This is a genomic window from Faecalimonas sp. LCP19S3_D12, assembly GCF_052121495.1.
Taxonomy (GTDB): domain Bacteria; phylum Bacillota; class Clostridia; order Lachnospirales; family Lachnospiraceae; genus Faecalimonas.
The window spans coordinates 1-18,452 of sequence record NZ_JBQKED010000008.1 but is presented as its reverse complement, the minus strand read 5'-3'; the positions used below and the strand labels follow the sequence as shown (position 1 = coordinate 18,452).

Genomic DNA, 18,452 nt, shown 5'->3' with positions numbered 1-18,452 from the left:
ACCTCCAAACCATTACAGCTATTTTTTCATTATATGATAGTCACTGTCTCGCCTGTAGAAATCTTTGCCGCATTCGCTTCATCTGTATCGATATGCATCTCTAGTGTGAAACTTTCATCCACTCTGATTTGTACATGGTTAAAAACAGTACCTCTCTCATTATCTGCTTTTACAGACACGATGTCTCCGTTACGAACTCCTGCTGCTATAGCGTCTTTTGGTGCCATATGGATATGTCTCTTTGCAATAATACAGCCTTCATCAAGATAAATAACACCTTTCGGCCCAACTACTGCAATCGGGGCTGATCCCTCTATATCGCCTGATAGTCTGATTGGTGCTCTCACACCTAATTTTATCGCATCTGTGGCAGAAATTTCTACCTGTGATTTACTTCTGACCGGACCTAAAACTCTGACGTTTTCAATGGCTCTTAATTTGAGTCCTACAATTGTCACCTGCTCATTCGCCGCAAATTGTCCACCCATAAGTTCTTTTCTCTTTGTCAACTGATATCCTTCTCCAAAGAGAACCTCAACATGTTCCTGTGTCAAGTGAATATGTCTTGCAGATACACCAATCGGTACCATGAAACCATTGCTTGTACTTTCTTTTTTATCAATTGCTTCCATAACCAGCCTTGCAATTAATTCCACATTATTATTTTCCATATCTGAACCCGCCTTTTCATCAAGGTAACCTTCCTCTAACATTCATAGAACACTATCAATGTTACTTCGCCAAAGTTATCTTTCATCCGAGCTTTGGCGAAGCAACTGATTTGTGATTGATTACATTATTTTAATGCCGGAAGAATTTTTTCTACATCTGTATGTGGTCTTGGGATTACATGTGTTGCCACTAATTCTCCAAGTCTTGATGCACTTGCTGCTCCAGATTCTACAGCTGATTTTACAGCTCCTACATCTCCACGTACCATAACTGTTACCAATCCTGATCCGATTTTCTCTGTTCCTACTAATGTTACATTAGCTGCTTTTGTCATTGCATCTGCCGCTTCAATCGCCGCTACTAAACCTCTTGTTTCCACCATTCCTAATGCTTCCTGTGCCATTCTGATTTCCTCCTTTGGCTGTTGTTTTTGTTTTACTACTCTCTGTACCGTTTTGGTCGGAGCCTTTGCTGTCGCTTTTGCTGTTGTTTTTGTTGCCGCAGGCTTTGCTGCTGTTTTCTTCTCTTCCGCCATGATTCCTGCCTCCTATTTTAATCGGCTAGCACTTCTCTCAACGATCTTTACTATCTCTTCATGGGGATTCGCAATAACTGTCTTTGCAACCGGTTTTTTTATTGCCTTTTCCGTCGCTGCTTCTACCGCCTGTGTGACTGCGGACACACTTCCCTGCACAATAATCGTGACAAGTCTTCCACCTAGTTTTTTCTCCCAAGTTACAAATTCCACATCCGCTGTCTTACACATAATGTCGAGTGCATCAATAGCTGCCGTCGTACTAGGAATTTCAATAAATCCATATGATTTTCCCATGAAATGAACTCCTTTTCACTAATAGTAATTAGATTGTTGGAAGAATTTTTTCTACATCTGTATGTGGTCTTGGGATTACATGTGTTGCTACCAATTCTCCAAGTCTTGATGCTGCATCTGAACCCGCCTCTACTGCCGCTTTTACAGCTCCTACATCTCCACGTACCATAACTGTTACTAATCCTGATCCAATTTTCTCTGTTCCTACTAATGTAACTTCAGCTGATTTTGTCATTGCATCCGCTGCCTCGATTGCTGCTGTAAGTCCTCTTGTTTCTACCATTCCTAATGCCTGTTGTACCATTTTTTAATCCTCCTGATTTTTCATATAAAAATTTGTTTATTTGCTATTTTGTTTTATCTAAACCGCTCAGCTTCAACATCTTTTCTGTATCTGCCTCTGGTCTTGGGATTATGTAAGTTGTAATCACACCAGAGATTTCATTGGCTTTTTGTACCGCCGCTTCTACTGCTGCCGTTACATCCGTTACACTGCCTCTGAATTTTACTGCCACAATAAGTGGTATAGGTAATGCGTCCGCATTCGCCGGTTTATTCTTATCGAAATTTTCCAAAGTTACATTTGCAGCCTTACAGCCTGCATCTGCCGCCGCAAAAGCTGCCACCAACCCGAATAATTCTACAATGCCGACTGCTTCTCCCATATTATACCTCATTTACTGTTATTTGTTAATAACTGCAATCTTCAAACCTTCCATTTTTAAGTTTGTAATGTGAGCTTCGTTAATCTGCTCTAATGGGAATGTATGTGTAATCAGTTTTTCCATTGGTAAACCGATTCCCTTTGCTCTCTTTAAGAAGTCAAATGTTGTTGCATAGTCTCTCAATGTATATACCCATGAACCAACTGTTGTGATTTCTTTTGAACAGATATCAAAATGTGGATTGATTGTTGCGTCTCCACCATTTATGAAGAATCCTAACTCACAAAGTCCTCCACCGTTTCTGATGAATTTATAAATGTTTGCATGTGCAACTGGTGATCCCGTACACTGGAACGCAAAATCTGCAAGGTGCCCATCAAAGCAATTCGCAACAGCTCCTGACAGTGCTTCAATTCCCTGATGTTCTTTAAAGTTTACAGATTTTGTAGCCCCCATCTCTTTTGCAAAGTCTAATCTCTTTTGTTCTCCGTCAACAGCTACGATGTTCTCGATACCCATTGTGCGAAGTATCGCAATACAAATCAAACCGATAGGTCCACATCCCTGAACAACAACTCTACTGTTAAATCTCAAGATTCCTGTTGTCTTTGCTCTCTCTACCGCATGAATAAGCACTGCACATGGTTCAATCAAAATCCTTGAGTATAAATCTAAATCACTTACGTTGAATACTGTTGACCCGCCGCGAATTACAATGTAATCTGAGAACCACCCATTCAAGTGAATATCATCGTCAGGAAGTAATCCATACACGTCTGCGCCACCCACGTTCTGTTTGTTCAAGTCAAACATCGTGATATCCGGATCATCTTTAAAAATCATACATGTAACTACTTTATCTCCAACTTTCAAATCTTTTCCGGCACTATCTTTCTTCACATTTTTACCCATCTTCACAATCTCTCCGGTTCCTTCGTGTCCAAGCACTACCGGAATCAAGCTGAATGGGTCTCTTTTAAATTCATGCGCATCTGTTCCGCATACACCGCATCCTTCTACTTTTACAAGAATATCGTCATCTCCAAGTTCTGGAATCGGATATTCTTTGATTTCATAATGTTCCAAAGCTGTCAGCATTGCCACCTTCGCTGTTTTTGGAATTGCTCCATTTGCTGTAGGTGCTGCTATAGTAGTTGTAGGAGCTTCTTGTTTATCCAACATGCCTTCAAGCACTTGTTTTACAATCGCTTCTACGTTAACTGAATTCATATCCATAGTTTTTTCCTCCCATCAACGGATGCACAGGCTCTCTGCCATTACGCAACGTCTTCTTTTTGTAAATGTACTTGCACTTGTAAGCCCTTCTCCAGTACGGCTTGCAATTGTAAATGTACAAAATCCTTCTCCGCCAAAGCCAAGAGCTGCATAAGACGGTGCGTTCTTTACTAAAATAGCTGTATCAATCGCCTTTGCATACGTGGTAATATTATCAATGTTCTTTGAATGGATGTGAGCGGAGTGGCGGTTGCCATGCTCAAGCCAAACTGCTTTTTCCACTGCATCTTCAAAATCTTTCGCTTTTACAACTCCGAGAATAGGCATCATCAACTCTTCCGCAATCAACGGATGTTCTTTTTCACCTTCAAATACAATACATCTGATATTATCTGGTACTGTAACTCCAATCATTCCAAGAAGCGTCTTCGCATCACGCCCTACACACTTTCTGTTAAGCCCTTTTGGCGTGAGCACAGTATTCACTAATCTTTCTATCTCCTCACCGGATGCATGATAACATCCTTGTTCTGCAACCATATAGTGCATCAATTCATCTGAGATGGATTCGACTGCCACGATCTCCTTTTCAGCAATACATGGAAGATTATTGTCAAATGTACATCCATTCACAATGTCCTCTGCTGCCTTTCTCACATCTGCTGTCTCATCCACAAGTGCTGGCGGGTTTCCTGCACCTGCTCCGATACCTCTTCTTCCAGAAGATAATACTGCTGTTACAACTCCAGGACCTCCTGTCGCCGCAATCAACTGAATATCCTTATGTTTCATCATAATATTGCTCGTTTCTAATGTCGGTTTAAAAACAGTACACGCAATATTTTCTGGTCCTCCAGCTTCCACACAAGCTTCATTCAGCATATTAATTGCATATAATGATGTCCGAATCGCAGCTGGATGAGGATTAAATACAACTGTATTTCCGCCTGCCAGCATACCAATCGTATTACAAATAATCGTCTCACTTGGATTTGTACACGGTGTAATCGCCCCAATCACACCAAACGGTCCCATTTCAATAAGCGTCAGACCCTTATCTCCCGACCATGCAGTTGTTGTAATATCTTCTGTTCCAGGGGTTTTCTCAGCCACTAACTGATGTTTTAAAATTTTATGAGGAACGTTACCCATTCCCGTCTCCTCAACACCCATACGCGCTAATATTTCTGCATTCTCATGTGTTTTTTTACGGATGTTGGAGATGATATGTTCTCTTTGATCCATCGACATTCTGTGAACATAAACTTGTGCTTTCTTAGCCGCTGCGATTGCATCATTCATATCATGAAATACTCCAAGCTTCGCACTCGGTTCAGAAGAAAGCTGAAGTTTCGCCATCACTTCCTTCACAACGTCCTGAACCATCTGTTCATTTACAGACACGAAATTACCTCCTTCAGCACTTCTTTTCCATAGGCCGCAAGCATAGTATCCTGTTCAGCAGTACCACCGCTTACCCCTATAGCTCCAATTATCTTTCCATCTATTTCCAAAGGCTCTCCGCCGCCAAATATGACAATCTTTCCTTCATTCGTATGCTGAATGCCATATAACGGCTGTCCCGGCTGACTTAAATTCGCAAGTTCTGCGGTAGACATCTTAAGCCCCGCCGAAGTAAATGTCTTATTCACTGCAATATCATAACTTGCAATATATGCACCATCCATGCAATGAACCGCAGTGATTCTTCCAGCATGATCCGAGACCGCAATCGCCACCGGCAACCCAATCTCTTCTGCTTTTTGTTCAACTTTTTGGATTAAAGATTTCGCCAACGCCAATGTCATCTTGTGCTTTTTACATCGGCACTGATGCGCTGGTATCTTCCGCTCAGAGTTCATTCTTCTGAGAACTTCCTCCACCGCTTTTGAAATCATCTGTTCGTCCATAGCATTTCCTCTCAATTCAAAGTTCTAATTACAGACCTAACTGTTCCATTACTTTTTTCGTAATAGAAGATACTAATTCTGCATCCGGTGTTCCCTGTACCGCACTCTTGCAAGAACCTCCACAGCTATGGCAGCTTTCTTTACCTGCTTTTGCATTAGGACAAAGATTTGCAGGATGTTTTCCAGGCAATCCCATTTGTCTTCTAATCTCATATAATTTTTCAATCTGCTCTTTGTCAAACTCTTTTGGTCCTCCAAGCATTTTTGATTTGTACAGTAACTCTGCGTAGAATTCAACAGATTCCATTTTGTGATATGCACTCATTAAGTCTGTTGACCATGTCAATGCACCGTGGTTCTCCAATAATACCTGATCAAAGTATGGTAAGTATTCTTCTACAGCGTCCGGAATCTCCATTGTAGAAGGTGTACCATATTTTGCAATCGGAACACATCCCAAAGCGATAACGGCTTCCGGCATAATTGGTGCTGTCAAAGGAATACCTGCGATAGCAAATGATGTAGCGTAGCTTGGGTGAGCATGTACTACCGCACCAACATCTGGTCTTTTTTCATATACACGCATGTGCATCTTAATTTCAGAAGATGGTCTGAAATTTCCATTCGCCTGAAGTACATTTCCTTTTGCATCTACTTTACAAATATATTCAGGTGTCATAAACCCTTTGCTAACACCTGTTGGTGTACATAAAAATTCATTGTCATTTAATTTCACAGAAAAGTTACCATCATTTGCAGCAACCATTCCTCTGTTATAAACCCTTCTTCCGATCTCACACATCAATTTTTTCAATTCGAATTCGTTTTGCATTCCTTAATTCCTCCTTGGATTTTAGACAAATTCTTCACAATCCGCCTACTTTTGTTGTTTTTTGTTGTTTCTATCCCAATATTAACACATAAAACCACATGCGTCAATATTAATAGATGTTGTTTTTTATTGGTTTTCTTCTTCCCACGGCATGATGTCACCCTCTTCACGAAGATATTCCAACAATTCCGGAACCCCTTCATTGGCTTTTGAATTCACAAAGAATATTTTTTTACATCCAGCAAGCCTCAGCCATCTTTCGGCTCTCTTCGGATCTCCGCCTTCCACATCCACTTTAGTCACAATCCCAATAACTTCCCGGTTCGCCATCGGCGTTACATTCGGGGGATACAGCGAATATGGTTCCGTCGAAGATAATAAAAGTCCAATCACATCTGCTTCATAAGAATATAATGCCAACGCATAACCAAGTGATTTCGTCTGCGCATATTCTCCGGGTGTGTCGATCACCACATCAAAATGATTCACATACTGTGTCTTATGGTACTCTATCTTCTCGCCCCGAAGTGCCTGTGTCAAAGTTGTCTTTCCACATTCACTTCTTCCCATCAATACAATCTTTTTCATAGTCTCTTACGTCCTTGTCATATTGCACACTGTAAATCCCATTTTTTCTTCTACATAATCTAAGATTGCTTTCAGTGCCGCCTCCGTCTCAGAAACTGTGCCGGTCACGATCAGTGTTCCGCTGAAACGGTCTACAAATCCCAGTTCCACTCCGGCTGATTTCACCGCAATGTCCGCGGCGATCACTGCCGTCTCCGCCGGACTAATCGTAACAATTCCGATTGCCGATTTGGAATAATCAATATTCGGATTCAATCCCAACTTTTCATATAGTTCATTATCTGGATTCGCAATCAGGTGAGCAATTGTAATCTGCTTTCCCGGAACCAGTTCCTGAATGATTCTCACTTTTCCTTCATTGGTTAATAAATCCTGTATATCCATTCTCACCCTCCTATCTGACATGGCAGACCGGATACTCGCTCTGCCACTCCCAATAACGTCTGCATCTGTTCATTCGACGGCGGAAGCACTTCTTTCATAAAATATTCCCTTCCAAGCCCATCGTATTTATCTTGCCCCAGTCTGTGATATGGAAGAAGATACAATCTCTTCACTCCATTCAGACTCGCCGCATAAGAAGCAATTGCTTCAATCTCGTTCACGCGATCGTTAAATCCCGGTATGACCGGAACGCGGATACTTAATTCTGTCATGTTAGAATCCGCAATTTTCTTCGCATTTTCCAGCATCAATTCATTCGAACATCCTGTAAATTGTCTATGCTTTTCCGGATTCATATGTTTGATATCAAGCAGATACTGATCCAAATATGGAAGAATACTTTCTATTACATCATAAGATGCGTATCCCATGCTCTCCATCGCCGTATTGATTCCGACTTCTTTTGCGGCTCTCAGTAAATCCCTTGCAAATTCCGGCTGACATAGACTCTCTCCGCCCGACAGGGTAAGACCGCCGCCCGAACGTCGATAGTATGGGCGATCCTTTTCCACCGTCTCCATCACTTCTTCCACCGTGATATCTTGTCCGATAATCTTCGGTTTTCCCTGAACCATCATTGTCTGAATGTCATATTCCTGCGATTCCGGGTTACAGCACCAACGACACCGAAGTACACACCCTTTCAGAAATACAATCGTTCGGATTCCATTTCCATCATGTATGGAAAATCGTTGGATATCAAAAATACGCCCTTTTGTTTTCTTATAATCCACGTTGTCTCACCTTTCTCTCTTCACATTAGAAGCCCTGTTCCGTACGATTGATAATATCGTCCTGAAGAGAACGCGACAATGTTGTGAATAACGCACTATATCCCGCCACTCGCACTACAAGATGTTTATATTGTTCCGGATGTTTCTGCGCGTCCAAAAGGGTCTCTCTGCTGACAACATTAAATTGCATGTGGCTTCCTTTCTGATCAAAATAGGAACGAATCAAAGCCACGAAATTTTCAAGCCCTGCCCTTCCGCTCAGTGCAGAAGGATGGAATTTCTGATTGAACAGCGTTCCGTTCGACGCAATGTAGTGATCCAATCTTGCCACAGAATTTGCCGCCGCTGTAGGTCCATGCACATCCTTTCCCGCGGATGGAGATACTCCGTCTGCCACCGGTGTATGTGCCAATCTTCCATCAGGTGTTGCACCTGTCTGCGCTCCCAGCGGAACATTCGCAGATACCGGATAGAGTCCTGCCTGATAGATTCCGCCTCTTGGGTTCTTGAATGTCTCAAGCGGTTTTGTGTAGGTGTACGCTACCTCTCTCGCAAATGCATCCACCTCCGGAACATCATTACCAAATTTCGGAATTTCCTCAATCATATTCAATAGCTTCTCGCCGCTTTGTCTGACTTCCTGCGACTCCGAAACTTCCTTCACAACTGACAGAATGGCTGCAACCTCTTTTTCTCCTATCGAACGTCCTGCCTCTTTCAGGCTTTCTGCAATCTGGGCTGTCATCTCAGAAATACTTGTGGCATCCATCCCTTTTCCATAGTTCGTTAACAGTGCTTTTTTGTAGTCCGTGATCGAAATTTTTTTCTGATCATATACCAATTTCTTGATCGCATACAGGGAATCCGCCATATTGGCAACACCAAATCCCTGTGGACCTGTAAAATTATATATAGCACCGCCTTCCTGTACCGTCTTGCCTCGCTTAATACAGTCATCAACCATGCAAGATAAGAATGGTAGCGGACATCTCTCTGCATGTGCAACGTCAATCGCATTGTCCGCATTGACCAGAAGTTCAATATTGTAATTCATCTGTGCTTTGTAAGCATCAAAAAATTCTTCAAATGTAGTCATCTCTTCTACATTTCCAGTCTGAACGCTGATCTGTTCTCCCTTGTCCACACCATTTGAAAATACTAGTTCCAACGGTCTGCACATATTAAAGAACGCCGCATCATGCCATCCTTCTGTCTTACCAGCTTTTTGCGGTTCTACACAGCCTATAATATTGTATTCACGCGCATCTGCCAGTGTAAGTCCTCGGTTCACAAGCGCCGGAATAATCACCTCATCATTGTAATACGCCGGAAGTCCAATTCCCGTACGAGTCAGTTCCGCAGCTTTTATCATAAACTCATGCGGCGTTCCATTCCACACGCGAACAGAAAACGATGGCTGCGGAAGCATCACATGCATTGAAGCCTGAATACTCATGAAAGACAAATCATTCGTCACATCCATTCCATCTTCATTCTGGCCTCCCGCAATCAGATTTTGGAACAAACTATATCCAGCAAACCCTTCTGCTGATGCGGCATCTCGACATTTATTCAAGTCATTTAATTTCACCCAAATACAGTCCATCAATTCCTGTGCAAACTCTCTTGTCAGATTCCCGCTGTCCAAATCTTCTTTATAATAAGGGTACATATACTGATCGAATCTTCCCGGCGAAATTGAATGACCGCTTGATTCAATCTGAAGAAGCTGCTGTACAAACCAGAATGACTGACACGCCTCATAAAAGGTGGTTGCACCTTTTGCCGGAACACGAGAACAATTCTCTGCAATCCTCCTAAGTTCTTCCTTTCGCCTTACATCTGTACAAGCTTGTGCTTCTCTAGCAGCAAGCTCTGCATATCTCTGTGCATAAGTAATGACTGCCTTGCAGCTTATAATAACCGCCTCTAAGAAGTGAGATCTTTTCGCATAATTATCATCTCCCACATTACATTTTGCCAATTCTGCTTCCGCCTCTGCAATGATTCCTTCATATCCAATCGCCAGCACTTTCTCATACTGAACTGTCACATGCCCTACACCATTGTAAAAATAATTTCCTGGTGTGAAAATATTGTGATTGATTGCACGAATCGTCTCGGGCGCCATATAGGAAGTTGCCAATTCACTTGTCGTCTTCCCTTTCCAGTACTTGTGTACTTCTCGGAGATCCTGCTTTGTCTTCTCTGAAATATAGAACGGATCGGCTGTTCTTGTTGCCACTGTATCAAACTCATCTTCCAACCACTCAAACGAGAATTCTGGATACGTCTGACAACCTCTCGGTGCAAGTGTTGTACTGCCTACAATTAACTCTTCATCTCGAATAACGATCGGAATGTTCTTCAAAATATGCTCAAATGCTTTTGCACGTCTTATAATCATCGGCTCATTCTCTGTTGCTCTATAAGATTCCGTAAGTAAAACTGCTCTTGCTGATTCAATTTCTGGCATCTTCGCAAACAGATTCTCTACCAGCCTGCTGATTCGCTCTGTTTTTGGAATACTTTCACTGTGATAAGTATAAAGTCCCATTGCCATTCTTCCTCCTTGTAGTCTTTTTATAATCATCCTAATATACCTAGTTATTTTCTCATTATAAATGAAAAACAAAACAAATTCAACATTACACAACAATATTTTTGTTGTTTTATGCACCTTTTAGTTGTTTATATGTTGGTTTTTTTTGTTTTTGATTGACAGGAAACCGGAAACAGTGCATACTTAATATAGAAATACTCAGAAAGGACTAACACATCATGTTTGAATTTGACCCACATACACATTCTATCGCAAGCGGGCACGCCTCTTTAAGCACCATTACTGATCTAGCAAAACAGGCTGCCAAACGCAATTTGAACATGCTTGGAATCAGCGATCACGGTCCCGCTACCGTACACTCTAGCCGCAGTTCCTATTTTCGCAATTTGGCATACGCCCCCAAAAAACGATGCGGAATTGAACTCTTGTACGGCGTGGAATTAAATATTTTGGATAATGACGGGACTGTCGATTTAGATGATAAGATTTTAGAAAAGTTGGACTATGCCATCATCAGCATGCATCTTCCAAATAAAAAACCAGATACTATCGAAAAAAATACTTTTGCCTACATAAATGCAATGAACCATCCAAAGGTAAAGATTGTCGGACATTGTGATGACGTGAAATATCCGGTCGACTACGAAGCATTGATTGTCGCAGCCATTCACTATCATGTCGTGTTAGAGGTTAATAACAGTTCGCTAAGTCCCGATGGTTACCGCGGAGACACGAGAGAAAATATAAGGACGATTTTAAGACTCTCCCAAAAATATAATCATCCGATTGTGCTATCAAGTGACAGTCATGGCACTGAACATATTGGGGATTTTCAATATGCACTAGAATTAATTCGGGAACTAGCTTTTCCAGAAACACTGATATTGAATACTTCCTCTAAAAATTTTAAAGATTTTCTCGGATATGTTTAAAAAGAGGCCTCTGCACTTGCAAACGCCTCTTTTTCTTATTCTGTTAACTTCAAAATCTCCTCTGTCAGGAGCATATACTCCTGCGCACTTCTGCTACCCTTTTTGTAAGCCATAATCGGCATATTATTATCCTGCGACCATTCCACATTGCTGTCCACGCGGATATAGGTTTCAAATACAGGAACTTCTTCCAAATTTTTCAGAGAGTCAATTGTCTGTTTAAAATAGCTCTTTCTTGTATCCACTTTTGTAACCGCAATTCCGAGCACTTTCAAATCTGTTGCAACCTGCTTTACTTCTTCCAAGAACTCGAACATATTACCAAGTCCAAACAGCCCCCAAGGCGACGCCTCAACCGGTATCACAATTCCATCGGACGCACACAGGATGTTCATTACCCAACCGCCAAGTGTCGGAGGTGCATCAATCAATATGTAGTCGTATTCTTCAGACTCTTTGATACTTGTAATTCCTTTTTTCAAGATAAATTCTCTCTGCCATTTTGTGAACAACTCATACTCTATTGAACTCATCAGTGTTGAAGATGGTATCATATCCAAATTCTCATAAGGCGTGGATATGATATAATTTTTTAACTCTTTCTGATTCTTGATCGCATAATAAAGATTCTCTTCACTTTGCGCAAACTTTAGCACATCCTCTTCCGAAAAAAACGAAAGTGACAGATTCAACTGCATGTCCCCGTCAATCAGTAGCACTTTCTTTCCAAGCTGTGTCAGCGCATACCCAACATTTGCACATGTCGTCGATTTTCCACTTCCACCTTTATTGTTCGCAAAACAAATTACTTGCGTCTTCATTGCTGCGCTTCCTCCTCTTGTGTCTCTTCTCCTGTCAACCGCAGAATATCTTCCACCTCTTCTTCTGACATTCCCATGTACACTGCAAGCTCCTCGAGCGTCACCTTACGCCCAAGTTCCTCTGTCAATGCTTGAATACTTTCATCCAGTGTATTCACCTTTTCTACCATCTTCTTGTCTCTGTTTTTTAATTCCGTCTGTTCTTCGATCAACATTTGAATAGCCTGTCTGATCTCTCTGCGAATCACGTCCTGTGCCTTGTCCAAATCGTCTATCATATCTACACCGAGAATCAGTCCGACATTTCCCTCCTGAACGAGATCTCCCCAAAATACTTCCGGGTGATACAGCTCTTTTGCAATTTCCACAACTTCCGGCAGATATATCTCCACCAGCCTGCTTTTTGCCAGTGCGTCTCCTTCCAATGCTTTTTCAAACAACGCTTCTCGTTCTTCTTCAGCAGCCTCTCTCACTCCGCCAATATCTTTCATATACTCTTTAAGATATCGTTGTTCTTCCTCAGTAAATACAGCCTTGTTTTCCTCACTGCTCGTCACACTTCCGCCAGTCTTCTCATAGCCTTTTACGACTATCTTTTGCGCTAAAAGATAGTCGAAGACTAATTCTATCTGTTCCTTTGACAAATGTTCCTCTTCAAAATAACATTCTACCTCGTCTATTGTAATCTGGCATCCATTCTCTTCTGCCATCTTCAAAATACCGCTTAGTTTTTCACGAAATTCTATTCTTCCTCCCATATATACCTCCATATTGTTCTTGTGTATCTCTATTATGTCACGATAACCGTCTGATATCCAGCTCTTTTTAATCTTTGCTCCATCGCAGTCGCCTCGTCCAGTGTCCCATAATTTCCGACCATCACACGGAAGAAGCCGTTAGACTGTTCCACACGTGCCGGGAAATCCATCTCTGTCAGTTCATTTTTCAGGTTGTTTGCATACACCTCATTCCGAAACGCCCCTGTCTGTACTTTATATCTATTTGTACTCGGTGCATTTTCAACCTCCAGTGTATCTAAAATCCCCTCTGCGATTGCCTGTGCAATATCATAAAAATGGCTGTCAAACAATTCATTGTCCACATCAGAGTTGATAAATCCCACTTCCACCAACACTGCCGGCATCTTTGTCCTCCGAAGCACGATAAGATTCGGTCTCGCCTTCACACCAAGATTCACAAACCCGACCGTCTCTAACTGTGCATTGATGTTTTTTGCCATTTCATATTTGATTCCCGACAAATCATACACCAAAGATTCCACTCCTGACACAACATTGTCAGTCGGAAACGAATTGCGGTGAATCGATACGAAAAAATCCACTCCCGCGGCATTTGCTTCCTGCGCTTTTTGAAGCGGCGACTCGTAGATGTCCGTCGTTCTCGTATATTCTACATCAATCCCGTTATTTTGTAAAATTTCCCCGATTGCCAGCGTCAGGCGGAGCGTATCATCCTTTTCCTGCCGTCCCTGATAGACTGCACCGGGATCACGTCCCCCGTGTCCGGCATCGAGCATAATTGAATATGGCATAAAATCTCTCCTATGTTTTCTTTATATACCATTATATGTGCACCGCATATTTATGTGTCACTTTTAATCAATCACAAAATACTGCCCGCATTTCCAATTTAATTAAAAACTTCTCAGTTTATCTTCCTCATCCGGATCCGCTATTTTGATTGACTTCACAACTACATAGTATCCTGCATTAGCGTTGATCGGAATCCACACTTTGTCCCCCACCTTGTGTCCGAGCAGTGCTTTTCCAATCGGAGACTCTGTACTTACAAGTCCCTGAAGAGAATTTCCACGCACAGTCGTCACAATTTTATATGTCTCTACATCATCTTCGTCTTCAAAATACAATTCCACAATCTTGTTCAGTCCGATTTCATCGTCTTTTGATTCATCACTGATCACTTCTGCTGTCTTTATCATTCTTTCCAAATACCGTATTCTGCTTTCGTTCCTGTTTTTTTCTTTCTTCGCAGCATGGTATTCAAAATTTTCACTCAGATCACCATGTGCTCTCGCCTCTTTCACATCTTCCAATAGCTCTTTTCGCACCACGACTTTTCGATGTTCTATCTCCGCTTTCATTGCATCAATATCTTTTTGTGTCAATTGATTATACACGCTCACCACTCCTAGCTGGATTTTTCTATTTTCAAAAGAAACAACCGCTCGCAAGAAATTATCCTGAAATTCCGCAGACATAGAAAATTCCACCCTGACCGCAAAGGTATAAGGGTGGTTCTATGTTGGAAATCCGCAACGATAACTCAAGTAAATGATTGTTCTCTTATTGATATCTTATCACGTTTATGTAATGCTGGCAACTGCCGGCAGGATTGTAACTTTTCTTCACAATTATTTTTTCACTTTTTCGTATGTAAATGTATGAAGAAATCTCTGCGCCCGCTCTGTTTTCGGGTGTTCAAAAAACTCTTCTGCTTTTCCTTCCTCCACAATGATTCCTTTATCTAAAAAGATTACACGATCTGCTATTGCCTTTGCAAAAGACATTTCATGCGTCACGATAACCATCGTACGTCCCTGTTTTGCGAGATCCAAAAGTACCTCAAGCACCTCCCGCACCATCTCCGGATCCAGTGCCGCTGTCACCTCATCAAACAAAAGTACTTCCGGATGCATGCAAAGAGCCCGCACAATTGCAACACGCTGTTTCTGTCCTCCAGAAAGTTGACGTGGATAGCTGTCTTTCTTCTCTTCCAGCCCGACCCGTTTTAAAAGTTCCAATGCTTCTGCCTCTGTCTCCTTCTTATTCCGACTCTGCACCAATTTCGGCGCCAATGTGATATTTTGAAGGATTGTCTTATGCGGGAAAAGCTCATAGCTTTGAAACACCATCCCCACTTTCTGACGAATCTCCATAATATTTTTAGATCTGCCATCTACGGTTTCTCCACAATAACTGATTGTTCCCTTTTCGATAGGTTCCAGCCCATTCATACACCGAAGAAGGGTGCTTTTCCCGCATCCGGAAGGACCAACAATCACTACAACCTCTCCTTTTCGAATAGATAATGACAAATCCTCGAAAATAACATTTTCATTGTATTTCTTTGTAACCTGCTCTATTTTTATCAATTCTTCCGCCATATTATACCCATTTCCTTTCCAAGTATTTTGAAAACATACTGATCGGCCAGCATGCAATAAAGTATAAGACAAATACCGCTGCAAAAACACCAAATGCCGCATTTGGAGACGAAGTACGGTTCGCCTCAATAATCTGCTGACCAACTTTTAAGACTTCGACCACCCCAATCATCATAATCAAGCTAGTTGTCTTGATCATTCTTGTGATGAGATTCATGGACAGTGGAATTAATCTTCGCAATGTCTGCGGCATTACAATATGTAAATAGATTTGCAGCTCACTCATGCCCAATGCTTTTGCACTCTCATATTGGTGTTTTGGAATGCTGATCAATGCACCGCGGACAAGATCCGCCATTTCCGCTGTTCCCCAAAAACTAAATACAATAATAGATGCTTTTTCTGCCTCAATATCGATTCCAAACACTCTGGTCGCTCCAAAGAAAACAATAAAAAGTAATACCAGCTGAGGCATAATTCTTACAATTTCTAAATAAACACGGGTGAACACCTTGAGAATTATATTTTTCCTTGTCATTAAAACTCCCACTATCAAGCCGAGAAAAATACTAATCACAACTGCTATCAAGCTGATTCGCAAAGAGGTCCAAAGCCCTATCAGAAGACGCTGCATGTTAGATCCTTTTAGCAAAACATCAAACCCCAAATCCTGCATAACGCACCTTCCTTTCTACAATGCTCCCCATAAGGGATACCGGCAATAAAATAATGAGATAAAAAATCACAAGCAGCACAAGGCATTCCGTTGTTTTATAATACAAGCCTATCAAGTCTTTTGCTGTAAACATCAAATCCATCAAACTGATTGCAGAAAACACACTCGTCTCCTTCAGCAAAAATATGATATTCGCGACAAATGCCGGTACACTGATTGAAATCGCCTGCGGGAGAATAATATGCCTCACCGCCTGCTGCCTGCTCATTCCCAGCGAAAGCGCGCTTTCCATCTGGATTTGTTCTACGGACTCTAAACCGCTTCGAAAAGCTTCCGCCATATATGCGCCGCCCAAAAGCGCCAATCCTAACACTCCGCAAAATTCTGCTCCAATGGATATTCCCAATTTCGGCAAACCAAAATACAGAAAAAACAGCTGTACCAGCAATGGAGTATTCCGGAATAATTCGATATATCCTCCTGCGATTGTGCTAAGAACCGGCACTTTATAATGCCGAATCAAAGCACAGAACAAGCCAATTACAATCGCAAACAAAATACCAATCCAACCAATCTTTAAAGTTAATATACAAGCCTTCTCATATAGCGGAAGGTATGATTTCATTGCTTCCCAATTCATTCTTTGATTTTATCTCCTTCCGTTAGTTGCTCTCCACAACACCACTTTCTACTACCAGCGTATCTTCGTAATCAAGTCCGTAAGCATCCACAAGCGTTTCCTCATAATCTTTATGGAAAAATTTCTCTTTTCCCAATGTCTCTATTTCTTCATTCAGCCAGTCTAACAGAGAAGTGTTTCCTTTTGTAACAGCCGGTGCAATCGTATCCGAACTTCCAAGTGAGTCAATTCCAATGGTATACCCTTCATTTTCTTTCGCAAATGCTATAACTTCTGTGTTGTCATTCGCCCATGCAACTCCGGTTCCATTCTCAAATGCACTTTTTGCTGCTGCATATGTATCAAATTTCTGTAATTTAATATCCGGATAATTCTTCGTCAGATAAGTCTCTGCTGTAGTTCCCGAAATTACAATCACCTGTTCATCTGCACCGACCTGACTCAAGTCAGTTATCACATGATCCTTGTGTGACACCACACCAAGAGAAACATTCATGTATGGCAAAGCAAAATCAACTTCTTCTGCTCTTTCATCTGTCACTGTAAAGTTTGCAAGAATCACATCAACCTTCCCAGTCTGCAGATACTCAATACGGTTCGCCGCCTCGGTAGATACATAGTTAATCTTTACCCCGAGATCCTTTCCAAGTCTTTCGGCAAAATAAATATCGTATCCCTGATACTCTCCATTTTCATCTACATACCCAAATGGAGCTTTATCTGAAAATACGCCTATATTGATGGTACCGCTTTTCTTAATCTCATCCACTGTTCTATAGGTTGTTTTTGATGATTTTGACGACTGGTCTGTCTTTCCGCATCCTGCTAATAATCCAACTGCCGCCACCGTTGCAAGACCTACTGTACTGATTTTTTTCAAAAACTTCTTTCTCATAATAAATATCCTCTCTTTCTCTTATTGTGCTTTTACATTTGTCCGAAATTGAGCGAAAAAAAACGGGAGTCTTTCAACTCCCGGACAAAATGGCATATGTAACATTTAATCTAAATGCTCTTTACAGGCGCACAGCAATGTATGTCGAAACACCTGGCCATATAAAAATGCCCGGGAAAAAATCATTCGACAGAAACACATCATATTATTTACAGTAATGTTATAAATTTTCATTGCACTCGCCTCCTTAATCATAGTCTACTCAAATTCGTTGTTGTAATATTACACCTATTTACCCACTATGTCAATAGGTTATTTTATTTTTCTTTAAAAATGATATACCTAGTGATATAATAGGTAAACGAAAGACTAACTATTAAAAGTCAAGTCTAAAATGAAAGGTTTTTAAATGAATTGCAAAAATGCATTTCAGATATAGTTGAACCTTGAAAACTGCATGACAAACAGAGTGTCGTTGCTGGCACTCTAAAAGGAGATAGTTACAGAAAAAATTAAGCTACTGGCAGGTATGCTTTTCCTGATTTTTCCATTGCAAAAATTAAGCGCACAAGCTTCTTAGTGGCATGAGATAATGCGACATTATAATGCTTGCCTTCCGAGCGTTTCTTTTCAAGATATGCACCAAAAGATTTATCCCAGTGACAGACATATTTTGTGGCATTATAAAGGGCGTACCGGAGGTATCTGGAACCTCGTTTCTCCATATGAGAATAACAGTTATCTAACTGCCCGGATTGATAAGTGGAGGGAGACATTCCTGCATATGCAAGGATCTTATCTGCGGAATCAAAACGGCTGAAATCTCCGATTTCAGCAAGGATCATTGCGCCCATCCGGTAACTGATG

At 41.4% G+C, this 18,452-nt stretch carries 23 protein-coding genes; 1 reads left to right on the top strand and 22 read right to left on the bottom strand.

The features are described 5' to 3' along the window. Positions 1-29: 29 nt before the first annotated feature. The 13 genes from pduL to ACTQXY_RS03610 form a co-directional block, all read right to left on the bottom strand. Positions 30-671 (bottom strand): phosphate propanoyltransferase, encoded by a 642-nt coding sequence (gene pduL, locus ACTQXY_RS03670; RefSeq protein WP_441658319.1) that lies wholly within the window; start codon positions 669-671, stop codon positions 30-32. A gap of 125 nt (positions 672-796) precedes the next feature. After that, positions 797-1,075 (bottom strand): BMC domain-containing protein, encoded by a 279-nt coding sequence (locus ACTQXY_RS03665; protein ID WP_441658385.1) that lies wholly within the window; start codon positions 1,073-1,075, stop codon positions 797-799. Positions 1,076-1,219: 144 nt separating this feature from the next. Next, the gene (locus ACTQXY_RS03660; RefSeq protein ID WP_441658318.1) at positions 1,220-1,504 is read right to left on the bottom strand and encodes a BMC domain-containing protein; all 285 of its coding nucleotides are present in this window, start codon (positions 1,502-1,504) and stop codon (positions 1,220-1,222) included. A gap of 28 nt (positions 1,505-1,532) precedes the next feature. Beyond that, entirely contained in the window at positions 1,533-1,808 is a 276-nt protein-coding gene (locus tag ACTQXY_RS03655; RefSeq protein WP_441658317.1) for a BMC domain-containing protein, read from the bottom strand. Between the two features lie 43 nt (positions 1,809-1,851). Then, a complete protein-coding gene (locus ACTQXY_RS03650; protein WP_441658316.1) occupies positions 1,852-2,169 on the bottom strand; it encodes a BMC domain-containing protein in 318 nt (105 codons plus the stop codon). A gap of 18 nt (positions 2,170-2,187) precedes the next feature. Then, a complete protein-coding gene (locus ACTQXY_RS03645; RefSeq protein ID WP_441658315.1) occupies positions 2,188-3,405 on the bottom strand; it encodes a zinc-dependent alcohol dehydrogenase in 1,218 nt (405 codons plus the stop codon). A 15-nt stretch (positions 3,406-3,420) separates the two neighbouring features. Further along, a complete protein-coding gene (locus tag ACTQXY_RS03640) occupies positions 3,421-4,809 on the bottom strand; it encodes an aldehyde dehydrogenase family protein (protein ID WP_441658314.1) in 1,389 nt (462 codons plus the stop codon). Next, the gene (locus ACTQXY_RS03635; RefSeq protein WP_441658313.1) at positions 4,800-5,315 is read right to left on the bottom strand and encodes a heme-binding protein; all 516 of its coding nucleotides are present in this window, start codon (positions 5,313-5,315) and stop codon (positions 4,800-4,802) included. The genes ACTQXY_RS03640 and ACTQXY_RS03635 overlap by 10 nt, the downstream gene beginning before the upstream one ends. Before the next feature lie 28 nt (positions 5,316-5,343). Further along, positions 5,344-6,147, bottom strand: a complete 804-nt coding sequence (locus ACTQXY_RS03630; RefSeq protein WP_441658312.1) for a class II aldolase/adducin family protein — start codon at positions 6,145-6,147, stop codon at positions 5,344-5,346. A 126-nt stretch (positions 6,148-6,273) separates the two neighbouring features. Next, the gene (locus ACTQXY_RS03625; protein WP_441658311.1) at positions 6,274-6,735 is read right to left on the bottom strand and encodes a EutP/PduV family microcompartment system protein; all 462 of its coding nucleotides are present in this window, start codon (positions 6,733-6,735) and stop codon (positions 6,274-6,276) included. A 6-nt stretch (positions 6,736-6,741) separates the two neighbouring features. Next, positions 6,742-7,119, bottom strand: coding sequence for a BMC domain-containing protein (locus tag ACTQXY_RS03620; RefSeq protein WP_441658310.1), 378 nt, complete (start codon positions 7,117-7,119; stop codon positions 6,742-6,744). Positions 7,120-7,121: 2 nt separating this feature from the next. Further along, the gene (locus ACTQXY_RS03615) at positions 7,122-7,913 is read right to left on the bottom strand and encodes a glycyl-radical enzyme activating protein (protein ID WP_441658309.1); all 792 of its coding nucleotides are present in this window, start codon (positions 7,911-7,913) and stop codon (positions 7,122-7,124) included. Positions 7,914-7,938: 25 nt separating this feature from the next. Continuing rightward, complete coding sequence (locus ACTQXY_RS03610; RefSeq protein ID WP_441658384.1) at positions 7,939-10,470, bottom strand: pyruvate formate lyase family protein; 2,532 nt, start codon at positions 10,468-10,470, stop codon at positions 7,939-7,941. Positions 10,471-10,694: 224 nt separating this feature from the next. Here ACTQXY_RS03610 and ACTQXY_RS03605 point away from each other — a divergent pair, with 224 nt between their 5' ends. After that, positions 10,695-11,408, top strand: coding sequence for a phosphatase (locus ACTQXY_RS03605; RefSeq protein WP_441658308.1), 714 nt, complete (start codon positions 10,695-10,697; stop codon positions 11,406-11,408). 35 nt (positions 11,409-11,443) lie between these two features. Here the strand turns inward: ACTQXY_RS03605 and ACTQXY_RS03600 are convergent, their stop codons facing one another. The 9 genes from ACTQXY_RS03600 to ACTQXY_RS03560 all read right to left on the bottom strand — a co-directional run. Continuing rightward, entirely contained in the window at positions 11,444-12,229 is a 786-nt protein-coding gene (locus ACTQXY_RS03600; RefSeq protein ID WP_441658307.1) for a ParA family protein, read from the bottom strand. Next, a complete protein-coding gene (locus tag ACTQXY_RS03595) occupies positions 12,226-12,987 on the bottom strand; it encodes a sigma-70 domain-containing protein (RefSeq protein ID WP_441658306.1) in 762 nt (253 codons plus the stop codon). Before ACTQXY_RS03595 ends, ACTQXY_RS03600 begins: the two co-directional genes overlap by 4 nt. Before the next feature lie 32 nt (positions 12,988-13,019). After that, positions 13,020-13,781: an N-acetylmuramoyl-L-alanine amidase gene (locus ACTQXY_RS03590; RefSeq protein ID WP_022250126.1), complete on the bottom strand. Its 762-nt coding sequence runs from the start codon at positions 13,779-13,781 to the stop codon at positions 13,020-13,022. A gap of 102 nt (positions 13,782-13,883) precedes the next feature. Beyond that, complete coding sequence (locus ACTQXY_RS03585; RefSeq protein ID WP_029158218.1) at positions 13,884-14,387, bottom strand: GreA/GreB family elongation factor; 504 nt, start codon at positions 14,385-14,387, stop codon at positions 13,884-13,886. A 234-nt stretch (positions 14,388-14,621) separates the two neighbouring features. Beyond that, on the bottom strand, positions 14,622-15,374 hold the full coding sequence (locus ACTQXY_RS03580) for an ATP-binding cassette domain-containing protein (protein WP_441658305.1): 753 nt from the start codon (positions 15,372-15,374) through the stop codon (positions 14,622-14,624). A 1-nt stretch (position 15,375) separates the two neighbouring features. Further along, positions 15,376-16,050, bottom strand: a complete 675-nt coding sequence (locus ACTQXY_RS03575; RefSeq protein WP_004612080.1) for an amino acid ABC transporter permease — start codon at positions 16,048-16,050, stop codon at positions 15,376-15,378. Beyond that, entirely contained in the window at positions 16,031-16,690 is a 660-nt protein-coding gene (locus ACTQXY_RS03570) for an ABC transporter permease subunit (protein WP_441658304.1), read from the bottom strand. Before ACTQXY_RS03570 ends, ACTQXY_RS03575 begins: the two co-directional genes overlap by 20 nt. A 22-nt stretch (positions 16,691-16,712) precedes the next feature. After that, positions 16,713-17,585, bottom strand: a complete 873-nt coding sequence (locus ACTQXY_RS03565; RefSeq protein WP_441658303.1) for a transporter substrate-binding domain-containing protein — start codon at positions 17,583-17,585, stop codon at positions 16,713-16,715. A 512-nt stretch (positions 17,586-18,097) separates the two neighbouring features. Then, the coding region (locus ACTQXY_RS03560; protein ID WP_441658302.1) for a transposase at positions 18,098-18,452 on the bottom strand (355 nt) is incomplete at its 5' end.